The following is a 23,203-nucleotide window of genomic DNA, read 5'->3' on the forward strand; positions in this document are numbered from 1 at the left end:
CGGTTCGCGTATACTCGTCAAACTTCGCCCGTCTTTGTTCATTCTGGCCGTCTTTCCCTCGGTGGCGCTACGCTTACCGGGGAGAGAGACCCATGCTGTCGCCTGGCTCCGGTAAGGGGGCAGCGGCAATCCGGGAAAATAACCCGCAGACGTCGCGTCACCCCTTGCGGACGTGGGCGAAGGATTTAAGTATATAATCAGCCTGAAAACGACCGGTTTTGATGGAATGAAACCGGGTAGGTGTTAAGTATCAGTGGAGAACCCAGTTGCGCGTCAGCCGCTCACTTACAATTAAACAGATGGCGATGGTCGCGGGCGTGTCCATGGCGTTTGTATTGGTATTTTGTTCTATTTTGCTGTTTCACTTTGTGCAACAGAGTCGCTTCATTACGGCCACGCAATTAGAAAGTATCGCTCGTTCCGTTCGCGAACCCCTGTCGGCGGCTATCCTGAAAGCGGATATCCCCGAGGCGGAAGCCATTCTGGGGCGTATCCAGCCTGCTGGTATTGTCAGCCGGGCGGATGTGGTGTTGCCCAATCAATTTCAGGCGCTGCGGATGCGGTTTATCCCGGAGCGTCCGGTACCGGTGATGGTGACCCGCGTTTTCGAACTCCCGGTACAGATCTCCCTGCCGATTTACTCCCTGGAGAGGCCAGCCAACCCGCAGCCGATAGCCTATCTGGTGCTGCAGGCCGACTCCTGGCAGACCTACAAATTCGTCATGAGCGTACTTTCTACGTTAGTGACTGCTTACTTCTTGCTGGTGCTTATTCTGACGGTGGCTATCACATGGTGTATCAACCGTCTGATCGTCCGTCCGCTGCGTAAGCTGGCTCGTGAGCTCAATGATGTTGCGCCGCAGGACCGGCTCGGGCACCAGCTGACGCTGCCGCGTCTGCACCATGATGATGAAATCGGCCTGCTGGTGCGCAGCTATAACCGAAACCAGCAGACCCTGCTGCGTCAGCACGATGAGCTGACCTTACAGTCCACCCGCTTCCCGGTATCCGAGCTGCCGAATAAGGCCTTTTTGATGGCCCTGCTGGAGCAGACCGTCGCCCGGCCGCAAAGCTCAGCTTTGCTGGTTATCGCCTGCGAAACATTGCAGGACACCGCGGGAGTACTGAAAGAGACCCAGCGCGAGATCCTGCTGCTGACGCTGGTGGAGAAGCTGCGGGGGATCATCCCGCCGCGGATGGTGCTGGCTCAGATTAGCGGCTATGACTTCGCCATTCTGGCCCACGGAATGAGCGAGCCGTGGCACGCGGTGACATTAAGTAAGCAAGTGCTCACTGTCATAAATGAACGGCTACCGCTGCAGGGTATTCAACTGCGCCCCTGCGCCAGCGTGGGTATTGCGATGTTTAACGGCGAACTGAGCGCGGAACAGCTCTATCGTCGGGCATTTTCTGCCGCCATCGCCGCGCGGCATAAAGGTAAAAACCAGATTGAATTCTTCGATCCGGCCCAGATGGAAAAAGCCCAGCGTCGGCTGATGGAAGAACACGACATCCTTACCGCGCTGGATAATCATCAGTTCGCTATCTGGCTCCAGCCACAGGTTGATGCCGCCAGCGGTGAGGTCTGCGGAGCGGAAGTGCTGCTGCGACAACGCCAGCCCGACGGAAGCTGGTCGCTCCCTACGGATCTGATTGAACGCATTGAAGCCTGTGGGCTGATGGTGCCGGTGGGTTACTGGGTGATGGAAGAAGCCTGCCGCCAGCTGGCCGCATGGCAAAGCCTGGGCATCATGTTGCCGCTGTCGGTGAACGTTTCGCTGCTGCAGCTGCTGCACCACGATCGCGGTACCGAGATGCTGACATTACTGGATCGCTATCGCATCGCGCCTGGGACGCTGGTGCTGGAGATTACGGAAAGCCGTCATCTGGACGACCCGCAGACGGTGGTGTCGCTGCTGCGTCCGTTGCGTGAGGCGGGCGTGCGGATTGCGCTGGATGATTTCGGGATGGGCTACGCCGGGCTGCGTCAGCTCCAGCATATGAAATCGCTGCCGGTCGATATCCTGAAAATCGATAAAGCCTTTATCGATATGCTGCCCGAGGATACCAGCATGGTTCCGGCGATTATCCAGCTGGCACGCGGCCTTAATCTGCGCATCGTGGCGGAAGGAGTGGAAAAAGAAGCGCAGTATCACTGGTTGCAGGCGGCCGGTGTGGATGTTGTTCAGGGGTTCCTGTTTGGTTGCGCTTTGTCGCAGGAGGCCTTTATGACGCAGTTCTTGCGCGGCAAGAATGAAGGGGGTGCAAGCTTGTAACGCGGGTGGTGAACTTGTGCGTGTCAGCTCAAAGTTTTTAACAATTCCGTTGCATTTTTGCGGTTAGTTATTTCTGAAATGTTTCCCTGGTGTTACTTTTAAGCCACAGACAGCCTATACCCCTTCAAGGTCTGTGGTTTTACCCAAAGGACACCCTATGAAAACCTCTCTCTTCAAAAGCCTCTATGTGCAGGTTTTGTCGGCCATTGCGATCGGTATTCTGCTGGGCCATTTCTACCCGGAACTGGGCGCGCAGATGAAACCTCTCGGCGATGCCTTCGTTAAACTGATAAAAATGGTTATCGCGCCGGTTATTTTCTGTACGGTTGTGACCGGCATTGCCGGGATGGAAAGTATGAAAGCCGTCGGCCGTACCGGTGCGGTGGCGCTACTCTATTTCGAAGTGGTCAGTACCGCTGCGCTGATTATCGGCCTGATTATTGTTAACGTGGTGCAACCCGGCGCCGGAATGAACGTCGACCCGGCGACCCTGGATGCCCATGCGGTAGCGGTCTACGCCGAGCAGGCGAAAGAACAGGGCATTGTCGCCTTCCTGCTGGATATTATCCCCGGCAGCGTCATCGGCGCCTTTGCCAGCGGCAATATCCTTCAGGTACTGATGTTTGCCGTGCTGTTTGGCTTTGCGCTGCATCGTCTCGGGAGCAAAGGCCAGCTCATTTTTAACGTCATCGAAAGTTTCTCGCAGGTGATCTTCGGCATCATCAATATGATTATGCGCCTTGCGCCAATCGGTGCTTTCGGTGCCATGGCCTTCACCATCGGGAAATACGGTGTCGGCACCCTGGTGCAACTGGGCCAGCTGATCGTCTGTTTCTATATCACCTGTATCCTGTTCGTGGTGGTGGTACTGGGTTCGATTGCCCGCGTGACCGGGTTTAGCATTTTCAAGTTCATCCGCTACATCCGTGAAGAGCTGCTGATTGTCCTTGGGACCTCTTCGTCCGAATCGGCGCTGCCGCGTATGCTGGACAAGATGGAGAAGCTGGGCTGTCGTAAATCGGTCGTGGGGCTGGTGATTCCAACCGGCTACTCTTTTAACCTCGACGGGACCTCGATCTATCTGACGATGGCGGCGGTGTTTATTGCCCAGGCGACGAACAGCCATATGGATATTTTCCACCAGATTACCCTGCTGGTCGTGCTGTTGCTCTCCTCAAAAGGAGCGGCGGGGGTGACCGGGAGCGGCTTTATCGTTCTGGCGGCAACGATTTCTGCGGTCGGGCATTTACCGGTCGCCGGTCTGGCGCTAATCCTCGGGATTGACCGCTTTATGTCTGAAGCACGCGCGTTGACCAACCTGGTGGGCAACGGTGTGGCGACTATCGTGGTGGCAAAATGGGTGAAAGAACTGGACAGCAAGCAGCTGGATGATGTCCTGAATAATCGCGAGCCGACCAACAAATCGCACGAATTATCCTCTTAAATCCTTCTGTTAGGCCCGTTGTCCTTGCTGGACTCCGGGCTCCTGCGCATAATTAGGTATCATTCCCCGCCGCAGGGGAATGATACGAAATGATTATTTTACGTCTCCGTGCGACATTTTCATCTCCGCGTGGTCTAACCGACGTACTTCGTTCACCATATTTTTTGGCAGCCCGTGCGCGGGTTGCTTTTGTAACCAGGAATGTTCATCAGGGGTTCACATGCAGGGCACAAAAATTCGACTGTTAACGGGTGGTTTGCTGATGATGGCAGCAGCCGGTTATGTGCAAGCAGAAGCGCTCCAGCCGGACCCGGCCTGGCAACAGGGGACTCTCGCTAATGGACTTCAGTGGCAGGTTTTAGCCACGCCGCAGCGCCCTAGCGATCGTATTGAAGTCCGTCTGTTCGTAAATATTGGCTCGCTGAGCGAAAGCACTCAGCAGAGCGGCTTTAGCCACTTTATTCCTCGTCTGGCGCTGACGCAGAGCGGCAGTCTGCCGACAATGCAGGCGCGTTCGCTATGGCAGCAAAGCATTGACCCCAATCGTCCGATGCCGCCCGCGCTTGTCTCGTATAACTACACCATGTTTAATCTCAGCCTGCCGAATAACCGCAACGATCTGCTGAAAGAGGCGTTGAGCTGGCTGTCGGATGCCAGCGGAAAGCTGGTCGTGACGCCAGAGTCGGTGAATCATGCCCTGCAGGGAGATGACATGGTGGCGACCTGGCCGCTGGACACGAAAGATGGCTGGTGGCGCTATCGCCTGAAAGGTTCCACGATGCTGGGACATGATCCAGGCGCCCCGCTGAAAAAACCGGTCGATATTGCCCAGCTGAAGGCGTTCTATCAGAAATGGTATACCCCGGATGCCATGACGCTGATCGTGGTGGGGAACGTCGATAGCCGCAGCGTGGCGGAGCAGATCAACAAGACCTTTGGCGAGCTGAAGGGCAAACGCGAAACGCCGGCGGCGGTGCCGACGCTGGCGCCGCTCCCGACGACACCGGTGAGCATCATGACCAGGACGGTGCGTCAGGATAAGCTGTCGATCATGTGGGATTCCCCGTGGCAGCCGATTCGCGACTCGGTGGCTCTGCAGCGCTACTGGCGTGACGATCTGGCGCGTGAAGCGCTGTTCTGGCATGTGCAACAGAGCCTGAGCAGGAGCAACGCGAAAGACGTTAACCTCGGCTTTGACTGCCGGGTGCTGTATCAGCGTGCTCAGTGCGCCATTAATATTGAATCACCGGGCAACAAACTCAACGCAAACCTGACCGCCGTCTCCCGCGAACTGGCGAAGGTACGCGATAACGGCTTGCCGGAAGAAGAGTTTGATGCGCTGATTGCGCAGAAAAATCTGGAGCTGCAAAAGCTGTTCGCCACCTACGCGCGCACCGATACCGATATTCTGATTAGCCAGCGTATCCGTTCGTTGCAAAACCAAGTGGTGGACATCGCGCCGGAGCAGTATCAGAAGCTGCGTCAGGAGTTTCTGGACTCTCTGACCGTGGATATGCTGAACCAGTATCTGCGCCAGCAGCTGTCGCAGGATATGGCGCTGGTACTGCAGCAACCGCAGGGTGAGCCGGAATACAATATGAAGGATCTGAAGGCGACATGGGAAAGGCTGATGATGCCAGCCCCGGCTGCGGCAACCAGCGGTGGCGCGGCTGACGTGCATAACGATGCCTCGGATATCCCCTCAGCGCAGTAATGCAGCCACAGCCCGGGAGTTCCCGGGCTGAAGCGTAACGCTCTTTCCGGGATTACTGCGGCATCGCGTCGCGCGGGATAATCGCCCCACGATACTGAATGACCGTGCTGGCCGTCAGGTGGCCGCGTCTGGCGGCAGACTCCGCATCACCGCCGGTCAGACGCACCGCCAGATAGCCGGCGCTAAACGAATCGCCTGCCGCGGTGGTATCCACTACGCACTCTTTTGCCAGTTTCACGGCCGGTACGTCCAGCAGCGGCTGGCCGGCGATCGCCACCAGGCATGAATCCGCGCCGCGCTTCACCACCACCTCTTGCACGCCTGCGGCATGAGTACGGGCAATCACTTCATCGACCGGCTTTTCACCCCACAGCGCATCTTCGTCATCCAGCGTCAGGAAGGCGATATCGGTGCAGGCCAGCATTTGTTGATAGACCTCGCGAGTCTCTTCCTGGCTGCCCCACAGGCGCGGGCGGTAGTTATTATCAAAAATGACCTTCCCGCCGTTAGCGCGGCATTCGCGCAGCAGCGTCAGCAGCTTGTCGCGGCTGGTCGGGCTGAGGATGGCCAGGCTGATTCCGCTGAGATAGAGATAGTCAAAGGTGGCCAGCTCTTCGCAAATTGCGGCTGCCTGCTCGCTCTCCAGCCAGAATTTTGCCGCCGCCTCGTTACGCCAGTAATAAAAGGTGCGCTCGCCGGTATCGTCGGTTTCGATGTAGTACAGCCCGGGTAAGCGGTCGGCCATACGCTGAATCAGGTTGGTGTGGACATTCTCCTGCTGCCAGGCATCCAGCATCTGCTGACTGAATCCATCCGTACCGAGCGCGGTAACGTAGTGGACGGCAAGTGCGCTGGCATCGGTCTGGCGCGCAATATAGACGGAGGTGTTTAAGGTATCGCCGCCAAATCCGCGGTTTACCGCCGCGTTTTTCTCTGACAGCTCAATCATACATTCGCCAATGACGGCAATTTTTTTAGACATAATCATGACCTGAGATGGAATCGAATGCGCGCTAGTGTGCGCCGCGCCGTTTTTATGGTCAATTATATTAAAACAATGTTCCATTATTTTTTTGACCTGACGCGTGGAATGTGACGAAAAGCGCATTTGTCAGAGAAAGATGTGCTTTTCAACTATATTCAGGACTGACGAGACGCAAAAGGAGCGGAGAGGGGATGACCAGAACCCGTAAAACGATTGCCATTATCTCGGGAACGATACTCGTAGCGATCGTTCTGTTTTTCATCGTGCTGGCGACCTTTGACTGGAATCGCCTGAAACCGACGATCAACCAGAAGGTCTCAGCCGAGCTGAATCGTCCGTTTGCGATTCGCGGCGACCTCGGCGTTGTCTGGGAGCGCCAGCCTGGCGAGCGCGGCTGGCGGCGCTGGATCCCCTGGCCGCACGTCCATGCCGAAGATATTGTTCTCGGCAACCCGCCGGCGATCCCTCAGGTCACTATGGTGCATCTGCCGCGAGTTGAAGCCACCCTGGCGCCGCTGGCGCTGCTTACCAGAACCGTTTATCTGCCGTGGATTAAGCTGGAACAGCCCGATGCCCGCCTGATTCGGCTGTCGGAAAAAAATAATAACTGGACCTTTACGCTGGCCTCCGACGCCGCGTCTACCGAGCACTCCGCCTCTTCCGGCTGGTCTTTCCGCCTGGATAATATTCTGTTCGATCGCGGACGGATCGCCATTGATGACAAGGTGACGCGCGCGGATATCACGATCCTGGTCGATCCCCTTGGCAAGCCGCTGCCCTTCAGCGAGGTGAGCGGCGAGAAGGGCAAAGAGGGGGCGGAAAAAGCCGGAGACTATATTTTTGGTCTGCAGGCGAAGGGGACCTATAACGGGCAGCCGCTGCAGGGCAGCGGTAAAATCGGCGGCATGCTGGCGCTGCGCAGCGAGGGGGAGCCGTTCCCGCTGCAGGGGGACTTTCGCTCCGGAAATACCCGGGTCGCCTTTAGCGGCACGGTCAGCGATCCCCTCAATCTCGGGGGCGTGGATCTGCGCCTGAAGTTCTCCGGGGCGTCGCTGCGGGACCTGTACGACCTGACCGGCGTCGTGCTCCCGGATACGCCGGCCTTCTCGACCGACGGCCATCTGCGGGCCACTTTTCAGGATCCGCAAGGCGCACGTTTCGCCTATCGTGATTTTAACGGGCGGATTGGCGAGAGTGATATCCACGGTTCCTTGACCTACAGCACCGGCAAACCGCGGCCGAAGCTGGAGGGCGATGTTGCTTCACGACAGCTACGGCTGGCGGATCTCGGCCCGCTCATTGGCGTGAATGCGAGCACAAAAGCTGCCGGAGGCGAGCAACGTAAAGGCACGGCCTCAGCGCAGCCTGCCGGGAAAGTGCTGCCCTACGATCGCTTTGACACCGATAAATGGCAGCTGATGGACGCCGATGTGCGCTTTAAAGGCGGGCGGATTGAGCACGGCGGCAGCTTGCCGATTAGCGACCTTTCTACCCATGTGATCCTGCAACGAGGTGACCTGCGTCTGCAGCCGCTGCGCTTTGGTCTGGCGAACGGCACCATTGCCGGCAGCCTCCATCTGCAGGGCAATAAGAAACCGCTGCAGGGGGAAGCCAACCTGCAGGCGCGGCGTCTGAAGCTGAAGGCCCTGATGCCGAAAGTCGAGATGATGCAGAAGACGCTCGGGGAGATGAATGGCGACGTACAGCTACGCGGGAGCGGTAATTCGGTGGCGGCGCTGTTGGGCAACAGCAACGGGAATCTCAAGCTGCTGATGAACGACGGTCTGATTAGCCGCAACCTGATGGAAATCCTCGGCCTGAACGTGGGTAACTACGTTATCGGGCAGATTTTTGGTGATGATGAGGTCCGGGTGAACTGCGCGGCGGCAAACATCAATGTAACTAACGGCGTGGCGCGGCCGCAGATTTTTGCCTTTGATACCGAAAATGCGCTGATTAACGTGACCGGTACCGCCAGCTTTGCTTCGGAACAGCTCGATCTGACCATTGATCCGGAGAGTAAGGGGCTGCGTATTATTACCCTACGTTCTCCGCTGTACGTGCGCGGGACCTTTCAATCGCCGAATGCCGGGGTGAAGGCGGGGCCGTTGATTGCGCGCGGCGCGGTAGCGGCGGCGCTGGCGACATTAGTCACGCCGGCGGCGGCCCTGCTGGCGTTGGTATCGCCTGCGGAAGGGGATGCCAATCAGTGCCGGGCGATTTTATCGCAGATGAAAAAGTAAGCGGACGGAGGACGCGTGCCCGGCGCGGCGCGCCGGGCAGTAAGGGATTACAGCGACTGATGGCGCGTTTCGTGGGTCAACAGCAGCGCAATCAGCGTCAGCCCGGCCATGGCCGCGAGGTAGAGGCCGACCGCCATCAGACCATAGTTGCCCTGTAGCCAGGCGGCAATATACGGTGCGACGGAGGCGCCGAGAATCGACGAAACGTTATACGAGAACGAGGCGCCGGTGTAGCGAACTTCCGTCGGAAACAGCTCCGGCAGCAGCGCTCCCATCGGGCCGAAGGTCAGCCCCATCAGGCTCAGGCCCAACAGCAGGAAGGCAAAGACGAGCACCGGCTGACCGGAGCCCAGCAGTGGTTTGAAAGCAAACAGCGCGAAGAGGATGATCATCGAGGTAATCACGATCATGCTCTTACGACGACCAAACGCGTCGGCCAGCAGGCCCGCCACCGGCACCATCACGCCGAAGCCAATCACCGCCATCATCAGCATCCACAGCACTTCGTTCCGCGGCAGGCCGAGACCCACCGGCGCGGCGCCGGTACTGAACGTCATGGAGTAGACGGTCATGATATAGAACAGGGTATAGGTCGCCAGCATGATAAAGGTGCCCAGAACGGTGACGCGCACATGCCTGGTCAGCAGAGTTCCCAGCGGAATTTTAACCTGTTTCTTCGCGGCGGCGATTTTGGCGAACACCGGCGTCTCGTGCAGCGACACACGCACATACAGCCCGATAATCACCAGCACAGCGGAGAAGATAAACGGTACGCGCCAGCCCCATGCCATAAACTGCTGGTCGGTCAGCAGCCAGGAGAGCAGCAGGAAGGTGCCGTTGGCGAAGAAGAAGCCGATAGGCGCACCGAGCTGCGGGAAAGAGCCGTACAGCGCGCGTTTGCGCGGAGGGGCGTTTTCAGTCGCCAGCAGCGCCGCACCGCCCCATTCGCCGCCCAGTCCCAGACCCTGGCCGAAGCGCGCCAGCGCCAGCAGCATCGGTGCAAGAATACCAATGCTCTCGTAGCCGGGCAGCAGGCCGATAACCACCGTGGAGATCCCCATGGTCAGCAGCGAAGCGACCAGCGTGACCTTACGGCCAACGCGATCGCCGAAGTGGCCAAATAGCGCAGAGCCAATCGGACGGGCGATAAAGGCAATGGCAAACGTCGCCAGCGACTGTAGCGTAGCTGCGGCCGGGTCACCTTGCGGGAAGAAAATATGCGGGAAGACGATCACCGCGGCGGTGGCATAGATATAAAAGTCGAAGAACTCAATGGCGGTGCCGATGAGGGAGGCGACGACGACTTTATTGCGCGAGTTAACCGGAGCGGTTTCCTGCGGCTTGTCGAGTGTGGTGGCTGTGGCTTGCATAGATCTTTCTTATTTTTTAGCGAACGAAAGGTCATATAGCCACAGCAAAAGGGACATTTCAATCTGTAACAGAGGGCGCTGTCGGTGAAAAAATGGCCAAAAAGCGGATAATTTGTGTGCCGGAAAAATAACTTCTATGAAATGCTTCACATAAATAAAACAATAGTAGATAAAACCAGTTTTGAGTTAAATAAAAGTTACACGTTGGATTTATCTGCTGAAATGATGATTCGGGCTGAATTTTGTACCTCTCTTCAGCCCGAAAGGGCGTCAATCGTGGGCTTTGCCCGGCATCCGACGGTCATCCTTGTAGTCGGCCGTGGCGATCCACGCCGCGCAGAACAGCGTCAGGCGGGCGAAGAAATAGAAGAAGGCCATCAGGCCTAATACGGAGCCAAAGGCGGCGCCGGAAGGCGATTTCACCAGCGCGGGCAGCGTCCAGGTCATGATCATTTTTATGATTTCAAAACCGATAGCCGCAATCAGGGTGCCGCGAATCAGCGCCTTGCGCCGCGGGCGGTGGCGCGGCAGACGCCAGAAGATCCAGAAAAACAGCAAATAGTTGGCGAAGATGGAGATAGCAAGGCCGATCAGCCGCCAGGCCGGTTTTAACCACTCAATATTATCGAGATAGAGCGCGGAGATGATCATCTGCTGCGCGGAACCGGCGACGGAGGTTATCGATAACGTCACCACCAGCGCCACCAGCAGGCCGATCAACGAGATAAAATCGCGGAAGTATTTCATCCAGATCTTTTCCTGGTCCTGCGGCGCTCGCTCCCAGACGTCGCGCGACTGGGCGCGAATCGCCTCCCGCAGGTTGCCCATCCAGTTAATACCGGAATAGAGCGCGACCAGCAGACCGACCAGGCCAACGGCGGTGCGTTGCTGGATGGCGGTATTAATGGTGTTTTTCAGCGTGGCGGCCAGCGTGGGGTCGCTGACATTCAGCAGGATTTTATCGAAAATATCCTGCAGCAGCGTCGGGTGCCAGGCCAGCACAAAACCGGCGGCGGCGAAGGAGACCATCAGAATCGGGATCATCGACAGAAACGAGAAGTAGGTGATGGCGGCGCCGAACTGGTTTCCCATTCTGTCGTTAAAACGTTCGGTTGCGCGCAGCAGGTGCGCAATAATCGGGTTTCTCTGAACTTTTTCTGCTGTTCCGGTGACGGTTTTTAACGCCTGATTCGCCTTCTGCGCCACGGCAGAGTCGTTGATGGCGGCTAGCGGGCTTTTACTTTTTTCCGGCGGCTGGCCCGGATCCTGGGTCGGGCGTTTCGCGTCGTTTTCCGATGTCATGAGTGATTTCTTCCTTTATTTACAGCGAGATTCTTCAAAATTATATACGTAAAATCCTTCATCGACCTGTGAAGCGTCCGCACGACAGCCTGGGACCCGGCGGATAAAGGGCGGCGTCGCCTAATCGACGTACTCTTTCATCACGCTCCCCAGCCACTCCATAAACAGATGTACCCGGCGGGAAAGGTTGCGTCGGTGCGGATAGATTAACGATACCGGCAGCGGTTCCGCGCGATACTGCGGCAGGATGTCAATCAGCTCGCCGGTGCGCAGCGCTTCGCGGACGCCGGTACGTGGAACCTGGATAATCCCCAGTCCGGCCAGGCAGGCGGCCTGATAAGTTTCCGTACTGTTGACGGTAAGCGTGCCGCCGGTTTTCACCCACTGGACGACGCCATCGCTCATCACCTCAAACCCCAGCGGCCGGGCGCCGGGGGTGCTGGCATAGTGGATCAGGGCATGACCGGCCAGATCGTCGAGCGTGGTCGGGTAGCCGAAGCGTGATAAATACTGCGGGCTGGCACAGTTAATTTGCGTCAGCTTACCCAGCGGACGGGCGATCAGGCCGGAGTCTTTCAGCGTGCCGACGCGCACCACGCAGTCAAATCCCTCGCGAATCACATCCACCAGCCGGTCGCTACTGCTCAGCTCCAGTTCAATCCCCGGGTACTGCTGTAAAAAAGCCGGCAGGCGCGGAATGATCAGTTTCCTGGCCAGCCCGACCGGCATATCCACCCGCAGGCGGCCGCTGATGGTGGCCGGATCGTGCTGAAACATGCCGTCCAGCTCATCGAGATTGCTGAGCAGATCTCTGGCGCGTTCGTAATAGACCATCCCGTCCTGGGTGAGCTGAACCCGGCGCGTGGTGCGGTGCAGCAGGCGCACCCCCAGATGGTTTTCCAGCGCCTGAATCTGGCGCGAGACGCTCCCTTTAGGCAGGCTTAAGGTTTCGGCGGCGCGGGAAAAACTCTCCAGCTCCGCGACGCGGATGAACAGCTGCATTGCGTGAATTTTATCCATACCGAAACCCTATTGTTGTTAATACTGGAACAGTAAAACGTAATTTAGCGCATTTATTGTTTCACTGGCAGCTAATAAGCTCTTTCACCAGACAAACGCAACTGAGAAGGGGTTTTCTGATGACACAACGTATCGCTTTAGTGACCGGCGGCAGCCGTGGACTGGGAAAAAATGCAGCGCTGAAGCTGGCAGAGAAGGGAACCGATATTATTCTCACCTGGCATAGCAACCCGCAGGCTGCCCTGGACGTCGTGGATGAAATTGAGCAAAAAGGGGTGAAAGCCGCGGCATTGGCATTGAACGTCGGTGATACGGCGAGCTTTGACACTTTCGCTCAGAATGTGGCTCAGCTGCTGCAACAGCGCTGGCAGCGCGATACCTTTGATTATTTATTAAACAATGCCGGCATCGGTTTAAACGTCCCCTTTGCAGAGACCAGCGAAGCACAATTTGATGAGCTGATGAATATCCAGTTTAAAGGACCGTTCTTCCTGACCCAGCGCCTGCTGCCGCTGCTGGCGGATAAGGGACGTATCCTCAACGTGTCGAGCGGGCTGGCCCGCTTCGCGCTGCCGGGCTATGCCGCCTATGCGGCGATGAAAGGGGCGATGGAGGTGCTGACGCGCTACCAGGCCAAGGAGCTGGGAGGGCGCGGGATTTCCGTTAATATTATCGCGCCAGGAGCGATAGAAACCGATTTTGGTGGTGGAGTGGTACGGGATAATGCTCAGGTTAATCAGCATATTGCGGCGCAAACGGCGCTGGGTCGGGTAGGGCTGCCAGATGACATCGGCGATGCGATCGCGGCATTGTTGAGCGATGACCTGAGATGGATGAACGCGCAGCGCGTGGAAGTTTCCGGCGGCATGTTCCTGTAATCGTAATCGCCTCTCCGTCTGCGGAGAGGCGCCGCGTTCAGCTTATATCTTCAGCGTGTGATAATCGCGACGCAGCAGGCCAAACAGCCAGTCATTATGCCAGCGTCCGTTCAGCCAGTAGCATTCGCGCAGCTCACCCTCCTGCAGGAAACCGGTTTTCTGCAGCAGATTTCGCGAGGCTATATTTCCGGCGGTGACCGTGGCGGTCAGCCGACGTACGCCTCCGGCGCTGAAGGCAAAATCACAGAGCGCACGCAGGGACTCATAACCATAGCCGCGCCCCTGCGCGGCCGGGGTAAATAAAAAGCCCACTTCGGCGCAGCCGCCTTCATGGTGCAGGTAGCCGGTCAGACCCAGCGGTATGCGGGTTTCCCTGTCGCGCACGACCAGGCACAGCCACTGTTTTGCCCCTGGCGACCACGGTGAGATACGCGAATCGAAGGCCTCGCGTATTTCAGACAGCGGACGTGAATCGGCTATATAAAGCATCACCTGCGGATCTCTCTGCAGAGCGAGAAAAAAAGACCAGTCCTCCTGCTTCAGCTGTGAACAGTGCAGCCGTGGCGTAAGCAATTCGGTCATGAAAACAATTCCTGCGGAATGAGATGCTATGACCATAGCAGGACATGAATTGTCGGAACAGCACCTGGTTATAAGGGTTCGCCGTACAGCCCTATCAGCCGGCGCACCACGCCGTTGGTCCAGCCAAAGCCATCCTGTAACGGGTATTCACCGCCACCGCCTTCGTGGGCAACACCGCCGGCGATGTGGTACTTCTCAATCAGCTTATGGTGCTGCTTGTAGAAATGGTTCACCGTTTGCAGCCAGCTGTGGGCAATTTCGTCGCCGAGCGGGTCCTGGCCGTACAGTTTAAAGCCCTGGATCGCCATCCACTGTAGCGGCGCCCAGCCGTTGGGCTTATCCCATTGTTCGCCGCTGTCATATTCGGTGGCCATGATGCCGCCGGGGGTCAGCAGACGAGCGCGTACCGCATCGGCGAGCCGTTCTGCCTGTTGGTGCGTGGCCATGCCGACATACAGCGCTACGATGCTGGCGGCGGAGAAGAGCGCCTGCTGTTCGCGTCGCCAGTCGTAATCACGAAAACAGCCGCCCTCTTCATCCCATAAATAGCGGTTTACCGCTGATCGGCGATCGCTGGCCTTCTGGCGAAAAGCCGCTTCCGTTTCCCGGTCGCCTTTCAGGCCGGAAAGATTGGCGATGGTGTTTTCCAGTTTGAATAAAAAGGCGTTTAAATCGATCGGAATAAACTGGGTGGTACGGATGCTCGCCAGCCGGGTGATATCACGCAGCCAGCGGCTGGAATAGTCCCAGCCGGAGGCCGCACCGGCGCGCAGGTCCCGGTAGACTTCGTTGGCCGGGCGGCCCGAGTGTCTTGCCGTTTCCACATCTTCCCGCCACGATTCATCCCGCGGCGTATCGCGGTCGTCCCAGTAGCGATTGAGTAACGACCCGTCCGGCATACGTACCGTGTGGCGATAGGCCTGATTGGGAATTAATGAATCCGCGCCGTCCATCCAGAACTGGTACTCCAGCTTCAGATGATCGAGGTAGCGCCGCGCACCGCGCACGCCATCCTCTTCAAACAGCTCTACCATCAGGGCAAACACCGGCGGCTGCGAGCGGCTGAGATAGTAGGTGCGGTTACCGTTAGGAATATGGCCGTAGGTCTCAATCATCCACGCGAAGTTGTCCGCCATACATTTCAGCAGGTCTTCGCGGCCACTTTCCGCCAGCCCCAGCATAGTAAAGTAGGAGTCCCAGTAGTAGGTTTCGCTAAAGCGCCCGCCGGGCACGATATACGACTGCGGCAGCGCCAGCAGCGATGACCAGGGAATATGATCCTGCGGCTCGCGGGTGAGAACCGGCCAGAGGTGATCGATATGCTCTTTCAGCGATCGCCGGGGATCTGACACGTAGTCGTCAGTGCGGTTGTCCGGCATCCAGAAGTGCTCTTCAACAAACTGGCGCAGGTCGAATCCAGGCTGGTGCTTCACCCGCCGATAGTGGATCAAGATATCCAGCGGGTCTTGCTTTGGCGCGCAGTCGGGGAAGGTTTTGCTGTCGGCAAAGATGCGTGATTTCTGCACATGCGTAAAGAGTTCCAGATAGCGGTCGGCGGGCGTCAGGGCATCAGAGGCCGGCAGGCCTTCGATGATCTCCGGCTCCGGTTCGGCATCGAACATTTCATCCAGTTTTAACTCATACGGATCGGCTTCATAGCACAGATCGCGCCCGATCTTCGGTTCATCGCCATTATCGTTGCGTAGTGTCTGGCTGGACATAGTGATACGGACCTCCGGTTCGCGTCAGTTCAGGGCGCCGGGCCTCTCCCGGCCTGACTATTAAGCTTAGTCATTCGCTTCGGTGTCCGGAAGAAAACTGTGCGTCAGGTCACGATTTTTAGCGATGTACTGACGCAGGGATGTTGTTAATTTATTGATTTTTTAAATTAAATTTCCACGAGTTGAAAACGGAAATTCGGAGCAATCGATTTGCAACAAAATCTAATTATGCCGGATAAGACCTGACCTCACTCCCACGCCGCTTCCAGCATCTCCAGCAACTGCTCGCTATCCAGCTGCACCGGATTCGCTTTCATTGATGAGGAGCTGCTGGCTGCCAGCGCCGCAGACTCCAGGGCCTCGTGCGGTACGCCCAGTTCGCGTAGATTCCCCAGTCCGGCGCCGCGGCTCCATTCGCGCAGGCTATCCCAGGCGGTCTCCGGCTCGACGTCCAGCCCGTCGGCCAGCCACTGGCGGACCTGGTCAAAGCGCCCGCGGATAGCCCTGTTGCTGATCTGCGACTCATTGAGCGCCAGGCCGTAAGGCAGCAGGCTGCCGCAGAGTGCGCCGTGGGAAGCATTGCTCAGTCCCCCCAGCGGGCCGGCAAGTCCATGAATGACGCCAAGACCGGCATTGGCCAGCGCCAGTCCGCCGCACAGGCTAACCCAGGCCATCTCATCGCGGCTGTCCGGGCACTCTTTTTCCATCAACGTGCGGAGCGCTTTGATTCCGCGCGGAATAGCAGCCAGGCAAAGTGCATCGCTAAAAGGATTGGCGCGGGTACAAAGCCAGGGCTCAATGAGCTGGGTAATCGCGTCAAGGCCGGAGCCGAGCGTTACCGCGCGCGGGGCGTTATCGGTCAGCGCCGGGTCGACGATGGCCAGGTCCGGCAGCATACGATCGTCGCGCAGGCTGACTTTTCGCTGCTGCTGCGTGACGTTAATCACCGCATTTTTCGTGACCTCAGCGCCGGTACCGGCGGTAGTCGGGATAGCGACAAACGGCAGCGGAGGCCCTTCTAATAGCCGCCCGTTGCCCACGACTTCCAGATATTCCATCACCGGACCCGAGGCCGGCACCAGCGCGGCAATCGCTTTTCCAGCGTCGATAACCGCGCCGCCGCCGAGGCTGACCACCGCCCCGATGCCGTGTTCCCGCGCCAGATGCACTCCCTGTTCGATATCTTCCAGGCAGGGCTCATGGGCAACGGATAGCGTAGTCACGTCAAGATGATGGGCGTGCAGCCCGGCGAGTAAAAAACCGGCCCGCTGCGGGCTGGCGCCGTGGACCAGCAGCACCTTCGCGGTACGCTGGGCCAGCCAGGGGGCAGCGCTCCCGGCAAGACCTCGGCCAAAACGAATATTGCCCGGAGTGAAAACAGTAAACGGAGTCAGCATGGCGGGTTCCCTGTGTCAGCAAAAAAGGCTGAAATCAACTATACACATTATCCGGCAGGCTGCCTCTTTGTCGCCGGATAGAGTAGGGTGGAAGTCACGTTCCTTCGCTTAAGGATGTCACGATGCTAAAAATACTGGGCAAACGCTCATCAATTAACGTTCGTAAAGTGCTATGGACCTGCGATGAAGTCGGTCTGACTTATCAGCAGGAGGATTACGGCAGCGGTTTCCAGCCGGTCGATACCGCCGAATTTCGCGCCATGAACCCAAACGGCCTGGTGCCGGTGCTGCTTGATGATGATTTTGTGCTGTGGGAGTCAAACAGCATCTGTCGCTATTTGACGCGCAAAACCGGGCGTGAGGATTTGCTACCGGTTACGCCTCAGGGCGCAGCGGATGTCGAGCGCTGGATGGACTGGCAGGCCACGGAGTTTAACAATGCCTGGCGCTATGCCTTTATGGGGCTGGTGCGTAAAGACCCGCGTTTTCAGGATCCGGTGGCGATAAAAGGAGAGCATTGCGGCCTGGACCCGCTGCGTGCAGATCGTGGAATCACAGCTGCAGCGCACCGGCGCATGGATCGCCGGCCCTCAGTTTACGCTGGCGGACATCGTACTGGGTCTGTCGGTACACCGCTGGAAAATGACGCCTTTTGCCCATCCGGAGCTGCCGGCGGTAGAGCGCTGGTATATGACGCTTAATCAGCGACCGGCGTTTATGCGCCATGGCAATAATGGTACCGCCTGAGGACACAGGAAAAGACGGCCAGGCTGGCATCATTGCGCCGATCATTTCAGCCTGTTCGCTTTGCAATGATCGTTGACAGTCGCTACGATCCCGGCGTCTTTAATTCCCCTCATTGGTTTCAGCACGGCAGGAAGGTATGGTTTGAACAGGCAGTTGAGCCCTGTGCTATTGGCGTCACTGCTGCTTGTAGGATGCTCCGGAACGCTCTCGCAAATGAGCGCCCCCTCTGAGGCAACCGCGCTGGTCGGGCAAAATGGCCGTGCGTTGCCCATCGATACCCTTGTCGGCCGTTATATGCAGCAGAAACAGGTCAGCGGCGTGGTGGTGGCGATCATCCAGCGTAATGGCCCGGCGGAGTTTCACTGCTACGGTGTGACCGATGCCAAAAACCGCTACCCCATCACCCCGGATACGCTCTTTGCGCTGGGTTCCCTGAGCAAAGGAACCACCGCTGAAGCGATCGCGTTACTGGTCAACGAAGGGCGGCTGCACTGGGACGACACGCTACTCACGCTGCTTCCGCCGGGGACACCGCTTAGCGACGATGCAAAGAAAATCACGCTGCTGCAACTGGTGACGCACACGTCGGGTCTGCCGCGTCAGCCGATGAACCTGCTGTCGCTTGAACATTTGCTGGTCTATCTGAGCGATGGTGAAAACTTCTATCACGAGCTCGATAGCGACAACGTGCTGGGCTACCTGAGCACCTTTGACGCGCCGCTCACCCGCGAGCCGAAATACTCCAATCTTGGCTACGCGATTCTGGGTTACCTCCTCACCTATCAGACCGGGGAGTCGATAGAAAGTCTGGCGTGGCGAAAGATTTTTCAGCCGCTAGCGATGCAAAGTACCAGCTATCGGCCGCAAACGCTGCGCGGTTTTTCCCGGCGGGCGCTCGGCCATGCGGGCGATCAGCCCAGGTTTAAACCTCGCGGCGCGCTGACTCCTGACTGGCAGTTCAGCAACAACATGGTGGGCGCGGCAAGTCTGTACAGTAACGCCCGCGACCTGATTGAATATGCCCGCGCTCATTTTTCTCCGACCCATCATGCCGCGCTGGATAAGGCTTTTGCCGACGTCAGCGTTGATTACTATCCACGGGAAAAAGAGGCGGCCAATATCGCCTGGGTGACCGATACGCTCGGCGGGCAAAGAATCACCTATCAGGTGGGCTATATCGGCGGCTATTCCAGCTATATCGGTTTTGATAAGGCGAATCAGAATGCGGTGGTGGTGCTGCAAAACAGCTTTAACTGGAGTAACTACATCGGGCAGGCGATTTTGCAAAATCAGGTCGCAAAATCGTCCTATACGGCAGGCGATGAGCGCATAAAAAAAGCCCCGTGAGAACACGGGGCTGAAGAGATTAACGCATGGTCACGAACTCTTCCGCGGCGGTCGGGTGAATCGCCACGGTATTGTCGAAGTCCTTCTTGGTTGCGCCCATTTTCAGCGCCACTGCAAATCCCTGCAGCATTTCATCCATGCCGAAGCCGATACCGTGAATGCCGACAATCTTCTCTTCCGGGCCGACGCATACCAGCTTCATGCGACACGGCTGGCGGTGCGAAGTCACGGCGGTATACATCGCGGTAAAGGACGATTTATAGACCTTCACGGCGTCATCGCCATACTGCTCTCGCGCCTGCGGCTCGGTTAAACCGACGGTGCCGATCGGCGGATGGCTGAAGACCACGGTTGGGATATTGCTGTAATCCAGATGCTCTTCCGGCTTGTTGTTGAACAGGCGTTCGGACAGGCGACGGCCCGCGGCTACCGCGACCGGCGTCAGCTCCACCGCCCCGGTGTTATCACCCACGGCATAGATCCCCGGCACGTTGGTGTTCTGGAATTTATCCACCACGATATAGCCTTTGTCGTTGGTTTTTACGCCAGCGGCTGCGAGGTTGAAATTATCGGTCTCCGGCTCACGACCAATGGCCCAGATCAGGCAATCCACGGTCTGACTCCGGCCATCTTCCAGTTGAAGCGTCAGGCTGCCGTCCGCGTTTTTCACTACCGCTTGCGGAATGGCGTGAGTGTGCAGCTGCGGCCCTTCGGTGTTCATCACTTCGACCAGGGTATCAACGATCAGCGGATCGAAGCTGCGCAGCGGCGCATGTTTACGCACGAACAGGTGCGTTTCGGCGCCGAGGCCGTTAATGACGCCAGCCAGCTCAACGGCAATATAGCCTGCGCCCACCACGGCGACGCGCTTCGGCAGGGCCGGCAGCTCGAAGAAGCCGTTAGAGTCGATGCCATACTCAACGCCCGGAATAGACGGATGGCTCGGACGGCCGCCGGTGGCGATCAGGATATGATCGGCGGTGATCGTTTCGCCATTCACTTCCACGGTTTTGGCATCCACAAAACGGGCGAAGCCTTTGATGACGTCCACCTTATTTTTGCCTAACACGTTGTCATAGGAGGTGTGGATACGGTCGATATATGCGCTGCGGCTGGCTACCAGTTTGTCCCAGTCGAAGTGATTAATCGTGGTATCGAAACCGTAGTCCGGGCCATACAGATGAATCGCTTCGCGAATCTGCGCCGCATGCCACATGATTTTCTTCGGTACGCAGCCGACGTTGACGCAGGTGCCGCCCAGATCTTTAGCTTCAATCAGCGCGCACTTCTGGCCATACATTGCCGCACGGTTGATGGAGGCGATGCCGCCGCTGCCGCCGCCGATAGCGATGTAATCATAATGTTTGCTCATAGCCTGTATCCTTAGAAGACCTATCCTGGTAGGCCCTTAATCGTTGAATGACCGCGATTGTAGCGCGAGGCGTAAAAGGTTCCACCGATGGCTGTGATTACTCCGGTACGATCCAGCCGACGGTGGCATGTCCGATGCCGGTCGGCGAGAGCTTCTTATGCAGCCACGGCAGGACGTTGTTCATCTGCTGTTCCAGCTTCCACGGTGGGTTAATGACGATCATCCCGGAAGCGGTCATGCCGCGCTGATCGCTGTCCGGACGCACGGCAAGTTCAATCTGCATGATTTTGCGAATGCCGGTCGCTTCCAGATCTCTGATCATGCGCTTAATCTGCGCGCGCAGTACCACCGGATACCACAGCGCATAGGTGCCGGTGGCAAAGCGTTTGTAACCTTCGTGGATACCGGCCACGACCGCCTGGTAGTCGCTTTTAATCTCGTACGGCGGATCGATAAGAATCAGGCCGCGACGGGATACCGGCGGCAGCTTCGCTTTCAGCTGCAGGTAGCCATCGGCTTTTTCCACGCGGGCACGGGCATCTTTTTGAAATTCCGAACGCAGCAGCGGAAAATCGCTCGGGTGCAGTTCGGTCATGTGCAGGCTGTCCTGCTCGCGCAGCAGCTGGCGAGCGATCAGCGGAGAACCCGGGTAGTAGCGCAGCTGGCCGCTACGGTTGAAATGCTGGATGACGGAAATGTAGGCTTCCATCTCGGCCGGCAGGTCGTCCTGCTGCCAGATACGGGAAATGCCTTCCAGGTATTCACCCGTACGTTCGGCGTGCTCGCCGCTCAGCTGATAGCGGCCCGCGCCGGCGTGAGTGTCCAGATAGAGAAACGGTTTTTCTTTCTCTTTCAGCGATTCAATGATCAAACTCTGAACGGTGTGTTTAAGGACGTCGGCGTGGTTGCCTGCGTGAAAGCTGTGGCGATAACTGAGCATGGATGCAGAGATTCCGGGAATTAAACAAGATGACCGATAGTTTACCGCAGATCCTTACAGATTACCGCTGTAGCACCGCGCTGTTTCAATGAGGTCAAAAGCGTTGCAAAACATGACCGCGTCATAAAAACGTCAAATATCAGCGCTAGCGTCGCGTGAAGGCAAGGTAATTGTTTGAATAAAAGGAAAAATAATGAAATTGCAAATCACACTCCTGACCTCAGCGTTAATCCTGGCGCTGCCGGCTCTGGCGAAAGAGGTTCCGCTGAACCAGGCGGCGGCGATCGCCGGTAGCGTGACGCCAGCGGCGGCCAGCCAGGCGTTTGACGGTCTCGAAGGTCAGGCGCTGACGCAGCTGCGCGCTGCGCTGAAGGGCGATGCCGCCACGCTCAGCCGCGGCCAGCTCGCGCACGCAAAACAGAGTAAAACCCAGGCGGATAAGGCCTGGCTGAAGGCCAGCGGCTACGATTTTGAGGAGAAAGCGAATCAGCAGGCGGGTATCGCGCTGCTGGCCGCCTTCAGCAAGCTCCCGGATTCGGTGGTGAAGGATAACCTGGCTACGGTGACTGCGATCAACCGCGATGCAACGCAGGCTACCCGCCATCAGGCGCTGGCGGATGCGGAAGGGATTAGCTATCTCTATTTCCTCAGCGATGCGCTGGGCCCGCGGCTCGGCAAAGCCTTCCTCACGGCCTACGACAAAGGCGAGCTGGGTAAAGCCGCGGCGCTGATTAAGGCCAGTGAAGTCAGTACGGGGGCGGCGAAAAAGCATTATAACAACCCGCGACCGTTCCTGATTCAGGGCAATACCATTCATCTGGTGCCGGACGATGTGGTGATAAAGGACAACCAGCCTTACACCGCTGACGGAGGTTCCTTCCCCAGCGGACACACCAACACCGGTTACACCGATGCGCTGCTGATGGCTGAAATGATCCCGGAGCGCTTTGATGCGCTGGTGACTCGCGGCGCGCGCTACGGCTATTCCCGCATCGTGCTTGGCGTCCATTACCCGCTGGATGTGATGGGGTCGCGGATGGTGGCGCAGCGTAACGTCGCGCATTACCTCAACGACGCGAAGTATCGTGCGCTGTTCAATGAAGCGCGCGATCAGCTGCGAACGGCGCTGGAAAAAGAGTGCGCGACTTCACTGGCCGAGTGCGCGAAGCCGGCCGGAAAAGACGACCCGTACCGCGACCCGGCGATGAACGCATTTTACGCGTTCACCATGACCTACAACCTGCCGCAGCAGAAGGGGGAAAAGTCAGCGCTGACGGTGCCGGAAGGGGCAGAGGTTCTGCTGGAGACCGCGCTACCTCATCTGTCCGCCGCCCAGCGCCGGGCGCTGATGGTGAAAACCGCGCTTCCGGCGGGCTATCCGCTGTCGGGCGAGACCGCCGACCAGCAGTTCTGGCAGCGGGTGAATCTGCCGGCGGCATATCAGATGGCGCTGAAAGCACATTAATCCACCCCGTCCGGTTTGTCGGATGACCATGTCCCCGGCCCACATAACCGGGGAAAACCGGCGCCAGTCAGGCAACCACTGAGGAACTGTCTTATCAGCACTCTTGTGCTTGTCAGTTTGAAGCCGGGCGGTGCTCATAACGATATATCTTTGAACGCCCTTCAGGGTGACCCGAAGGGTGAGCGAAGCGAATCAAATCCTCATGTACCAGGCGTAAGCTCCGGTTTCTCCGTGCTGTGCGGATTCAAACTGCCTGCGCCAATAACGCCCACTTATTGCAGCAATACCCGGCGTCTGGCACGGTGTGACATTGAAATTCCCGTCACGATCCCCCATTCTAGATCTCATGCTAAAGCGCCGGAACGCGCGCTTCATTCACCCTTTTCAACAGGACTGCGCA

Annotated in this window: 16 protein-coding genes and 1 pseudogene; 8 read left to right on the forward strand and 9 right to left on the reverse strand. The window is 57.7% G+C overall.

The window, feature by feature from the left end; genetic code table 11:
* The first annotated feature begins 266 nt into the window (after nt 1–266).
* From hmsP to ROR01S_RS16885, 3 genes are all read left to right on the forward strand, one after another.
* Nucleotides 267–2,276 carry a biofilm formation regulator HmsP gene (gene hmsP, locus ROR01S_RS16875; RefSeq protein ID WP_004868715.1) on the forward strand — a complete coding sequence of 670 codons (2,010 nt, stop codon included), beginning with the start codon at nt 267–269 and terminating at the stop codon, nt 2,274–2,276.
* Nucleotides 2,277–2,433: 157 nt separating this feature from the next.
* A complete protein-coding gene (locus ROR01S_RS16880; protein ID WP_004868713.1) occupies nt 2,434–3,720 on the forward strand; it encodes a dicarboxylate/amino acid:cation symporter in 1,287 nt (428 codons plus the stop codon).
* A 220-nt stretch (nt 3,721–3,940) separates the two neighbouring features.
* A complete protein-coding gene (locus tag ROR01S_RS16885; protein ID WP_004868711.1) occupies nt 3,941–5,434 on the forward strand; it encodes a M16 family metallopeptidase in 1,494 nt (497 codons plus the stop codon).
* Between the two features lie 52 nt (nt 5,435–5,486).
* Here the strand turns inward: ROR01S_RS16885 and kdgK are convergent, their stop codons facing one another.
* Entirely contained in the window at nt 5,487–6,416 is a 930-nt protein-coding gene (kdgK, locus tag ROR01S_RS16890; protein WP_032718456.1) for a 2-dehydro-3-deoxygluconokinase, read from the reverse strand.
* A 194-nt stretch (nt 6,417–6,610) separates the two neighbouring features.
* Between kdgK and ROR01S_RS16895 the strand changes: the two genes are divergently transcribed.
* Nucleotides 6,611–8,662 carry an AsmA family protein gene (locus tag ROR01S_RS16895; protein WP_064359704.1) on the forward strand — a complete coding sequence of 684 codons (2,052 nt, stop codon included), beginning with the start codon at nt 6,611–6,613 and terminating at the stop codon, nt 8,660–8,662.
* A 47-nt stretch (nt 8,663–8,709) separates the two neighbouring features.
* On the opposite strand, the gene ROR01S_RS16900 is transcribed toward ROR01S_RS16895, so the two are convergent.
* The 3 genes from ROR01S_RS16900 to ROR01S_RS16910 form a co-directional block, all read right to left on the reverse strand.
* Entirely contained in the window at nt 8,710–10,032 is a 1,323-nt protein-coding gene (locus ROR01S_RS16900; RefSeq protein WP_004868705.1) for an MFS transporter, read from the reverse strand.
* A 270-nt stretch (nt 10,033–10,302) separates the two neighbouring features.
* Entirely contained in the window at nt 10,303–11,334 is a 1,032-nt protein-coding gene (gene yhjD / locus ROR01S_RS16905; RefSeq protein WP_004868703.1) for an inner membrane protein YhjD, read from the reverse strand.
* A gap of 120 nt (nt 11,335–11,454) precedes the next feature.
* Nucleotides 11,455–12,354, reverse strand: a complete 900-nt coding sequence (locus tag ROR01S_RS16910) for a LysR family transcriptional regulator (RefSeq protein ID WP_004868701.1) — start codon at nt 12,352–12,354, stop codon at nt 11,455–11,457.
* Nucleotides 12,355–12,473: 119 nt separating this feature from the next.
* Here ROR01S_RS16910 and ROR01S_RS16915 point away from each other — a divergent pair, with 119 nt between their 5' ends.
* Nucleotides 12,474–13,232, forward strand: a complete 759-nt coding sequence (locus tag ROR01S_RS16915; RefSeq protein WP_064359705.1) for an SDR family NAD(P)-dependent oxidoreductase — start codon at nt 12,474–12,476, stop codon at nt 13,230–13,232.
* A 42-nt stretch (nt 13,233–13,274) separates the two neighbouring features.
* Here the strand turns inward: ROR01S_RS16915 and ROR01S_RS16920 are convergent, their stop codons facing one another.
* The 3 genes from ROR01S_RS16920 to ROR01S_RS16930 form a co-directional block, all read right to left on the reverse strand.
* On the reverse strand, nt 13,275–13,814 hold the full coding sequence (locus tag ROR01S_RS16920) for a GNAT family N-acetyltransferase (protein WP_004868697.1): 540 nt from the start codon (nt 13,812–13,814) through the stop codon (nt 13,275–13,277).
* A 68-nt stretch (nt 13,815–13,882) separates the two neighbouring features.
* Complete coding sequence (locus tag ROR01S_RS16925) at nt 13,883–15,535, reverse strand: alpha,alpha-trehalase (protein ID WP_004868695.1); 1,653 nt, start codon at nt 15,533–15,535, stop codon at nt 13,883–13,885.
* Between the two features lie 248 nt (nt 15,536–15,783).
* Complete coding sequence (locus ROR01S_RS16930; RefSeq protein WP_004868693.1) at nt 15,784–16,932, reverse strand: iron-containing alcohol dehydrogenase; 1,149 nt, start codon at nt 16,930–16,932, stop codon at nt 15,784–15,786.
* A gap of 122 nt (nt 16,933–17,054) precedes the next feature.
* On the opposite strand from ROR01S_RS16930, the pseudogene ROR01S_RS16935 reads away from it, so the two are divergent.
* Nucleotides 17,055–17,679 (forward strand): annotated as a pseudogene (locus ROR01S_RS16935) (glutathione S-transferase family protein).
* Between the two features lie 213 nt (nt 17,680–17,892).
* Complete coding sequence (locus tag ROR01S_RS16940) at nt 17,893–19,026, forward strand: serine hydrolase domain-containing protein (RefSeq protein ID WP_004868690.1); 1,134 nt, start codon at nt 17,893–17,895, stop codon at nt 19,024–19,026.
* A gap of 19 nt (nt 19,027–19,045) precedes the next feature.
* On the opposite strand, the gene gorA is transcribed toward ROR01S_RS16940, so the two are convergent.
* Together gorA and ROR01S_RS16950 are read right to left on the reverse strand one after the other, a co-directional pair.
* Nucleotides 19,046–20,398 (reverse strand): glutathione-disulfide reductase, encoded by a 1,353-nt coding sequence (gorA, locus tag ROR01S_RS16945; RefSeq protein WP_004868688.1) that lies wholly within the window; start codon nt 20,396–20,398, stop codon nt 19,046–19,048.
* A 97-nt stretch (nt 20,399–20,495) separates the two neighbouring features.
* Complete coding sequence (locus ROR01S_RS16950; RefSeq protein WP_004868687.1) at nt 20,496–21,338, reverse strand: 23S rRNA (adenine(2030)-N(6))-methyltransferase RlmJ; 843 nt, start codon at nt 21,336–21,338, stop codon at nt 20,496–20,498.
* Nucleotides 21,339–21,531: 193 nt separating this feature from the next.
* On the opposite strand from ROR01S_RS16950, the gene ROR01S_RS16955 reads away from it, so the two are divergent.
* Entirely contained in the window at nt 21,532–22,803 is a 1,272-nt protein-coding gene (locus tag ROR01S_RS16955; RefSeq protein ID WP_032718363.1) for an acid phosphatase, read from the forward strand.
* Nucleotides 22,804–23,203: the final 400 nt, after the last annotated feature.

Origin of the sequence: Klebsiella ornithinolytica NBRC 105727 = ATCC 31898 (genome assembly GCF_001598295.1) — a bacterium.
GTDB lineage: Bacteria > Pseudomonadota > Gammaproteobacteria > Enterobacterales > Enterobacteriaceae > Klebsiella > Klebsiella ornithinolytica.

Excerpts from the sequence above, each read along its gene's own strand:
- ROR01S_RS16880 (WP_004868713.1), top strand. The coding sequence starts at position 2,434 with ATGAAAACCTCTCTCTTCAAAAGCCTCTATGTGCAGGTTTTGTCGGCC.
- ROR01S_RS16885 (WP_004868711.1), top strand. The coding sequence starts at position 3,941 with ATGCAGGGCACAAAAATTCGACTGTTAACGGGTGGTTTGCTGATGATG.
- kdgK (WP_032718456.1), bottom strand. The coding sequence starts at position 6,416 with ATGTCTAAAAAAATTGCCGTCATTGGCGAATGTATGATTGAGCTGTCA.
- ROR01S_RS16895 (WP_064359704.1), top strand. The coding sequence starts at position 6,611 with ATGACCAGAACCCGTAAAACGATTGCCATTATCTCGGGAACGATACTC.
- ROR01S_RS16900 (WP_004868705.1), bottom strand. The coding sequence starts at position 10,032 with ATGCAAGCCACAGCCACCACACTCGACAAGCCGCAGGAAACCGCTCCG.
- yhjD (WP_004868703.1), bottom strand. The coding sequence starts at position 11,334 with ATGACATCGGAAAACGACGCGAAACGCCCGACCCAGGATCCGGGCCAG.
- ROR01S_RS16910 (WP_004868701.1), bottom strand. The coding sequence starts at position 12,354 with ATGGATAAAATTCACGCAATGCAGCTGTTCATCCGCGTCGCGGAGCTG.
- ROR01S_RS16915 (WP_064359705.1), top strand. The coding sequence starts at position 12,474 with ATGACACAACGTATCGCTTTAGTGACCGGCGGCAGCCGTGGACTGGGA.
- ROR01S_RS16920 (WP_004868697.1), bottom strand. The coding sequence starts at position 13,814 with ATGACCGAATTGCTTACGCCACGGCTGCACTGTTCACAGCTGAAGCAG.
- ROR01S_RS16925 (WP_004868695.1), bottom strand. The coding sequence starts at position 15,535 with ATGTCCAGCCAGACACTACGCAACGATAATGGCGATGAACCGAAGATC.
- ROR01S_RS16930 (WP_004868693.1), bottom strand. The coding sequence starts at position 16,932 with ATGCTGACTCCGTTTACTGTTTTCACTCCGGGCAATATTCGTTTTGGC.
- ROR01S_RS16940 (WP_004868690.1), top strand. The coding sequence starts at position 17,893 with ATGAGCGCCCCCTCTGAGGCAACCGCGCTGGTCGGGCAAAATGGCCGT.
- gorA (WP_004868688.1), bottom strand. The coding sequence starts at position 20,398 with ATGAGCAAACATTATGATTACATCGCTATCGGCGGCGGCAGCGGCGGC.
- ROR01S_RS16950 (WP_004868687.1), bottom strand. The coding sequence starts at position 21,338 with ATGCTCAGTTATCGCCACAGCTTTCACGCAGGCAACCACGCCGACGTC.
- ROR01S_RS16955 (WP_032718363.1), top strand. The coding sequence starts at position 21,532 with ATGAAATTGCAAATCACACTCCTGACCTCAGCGTTAATCCTGGCGCTG.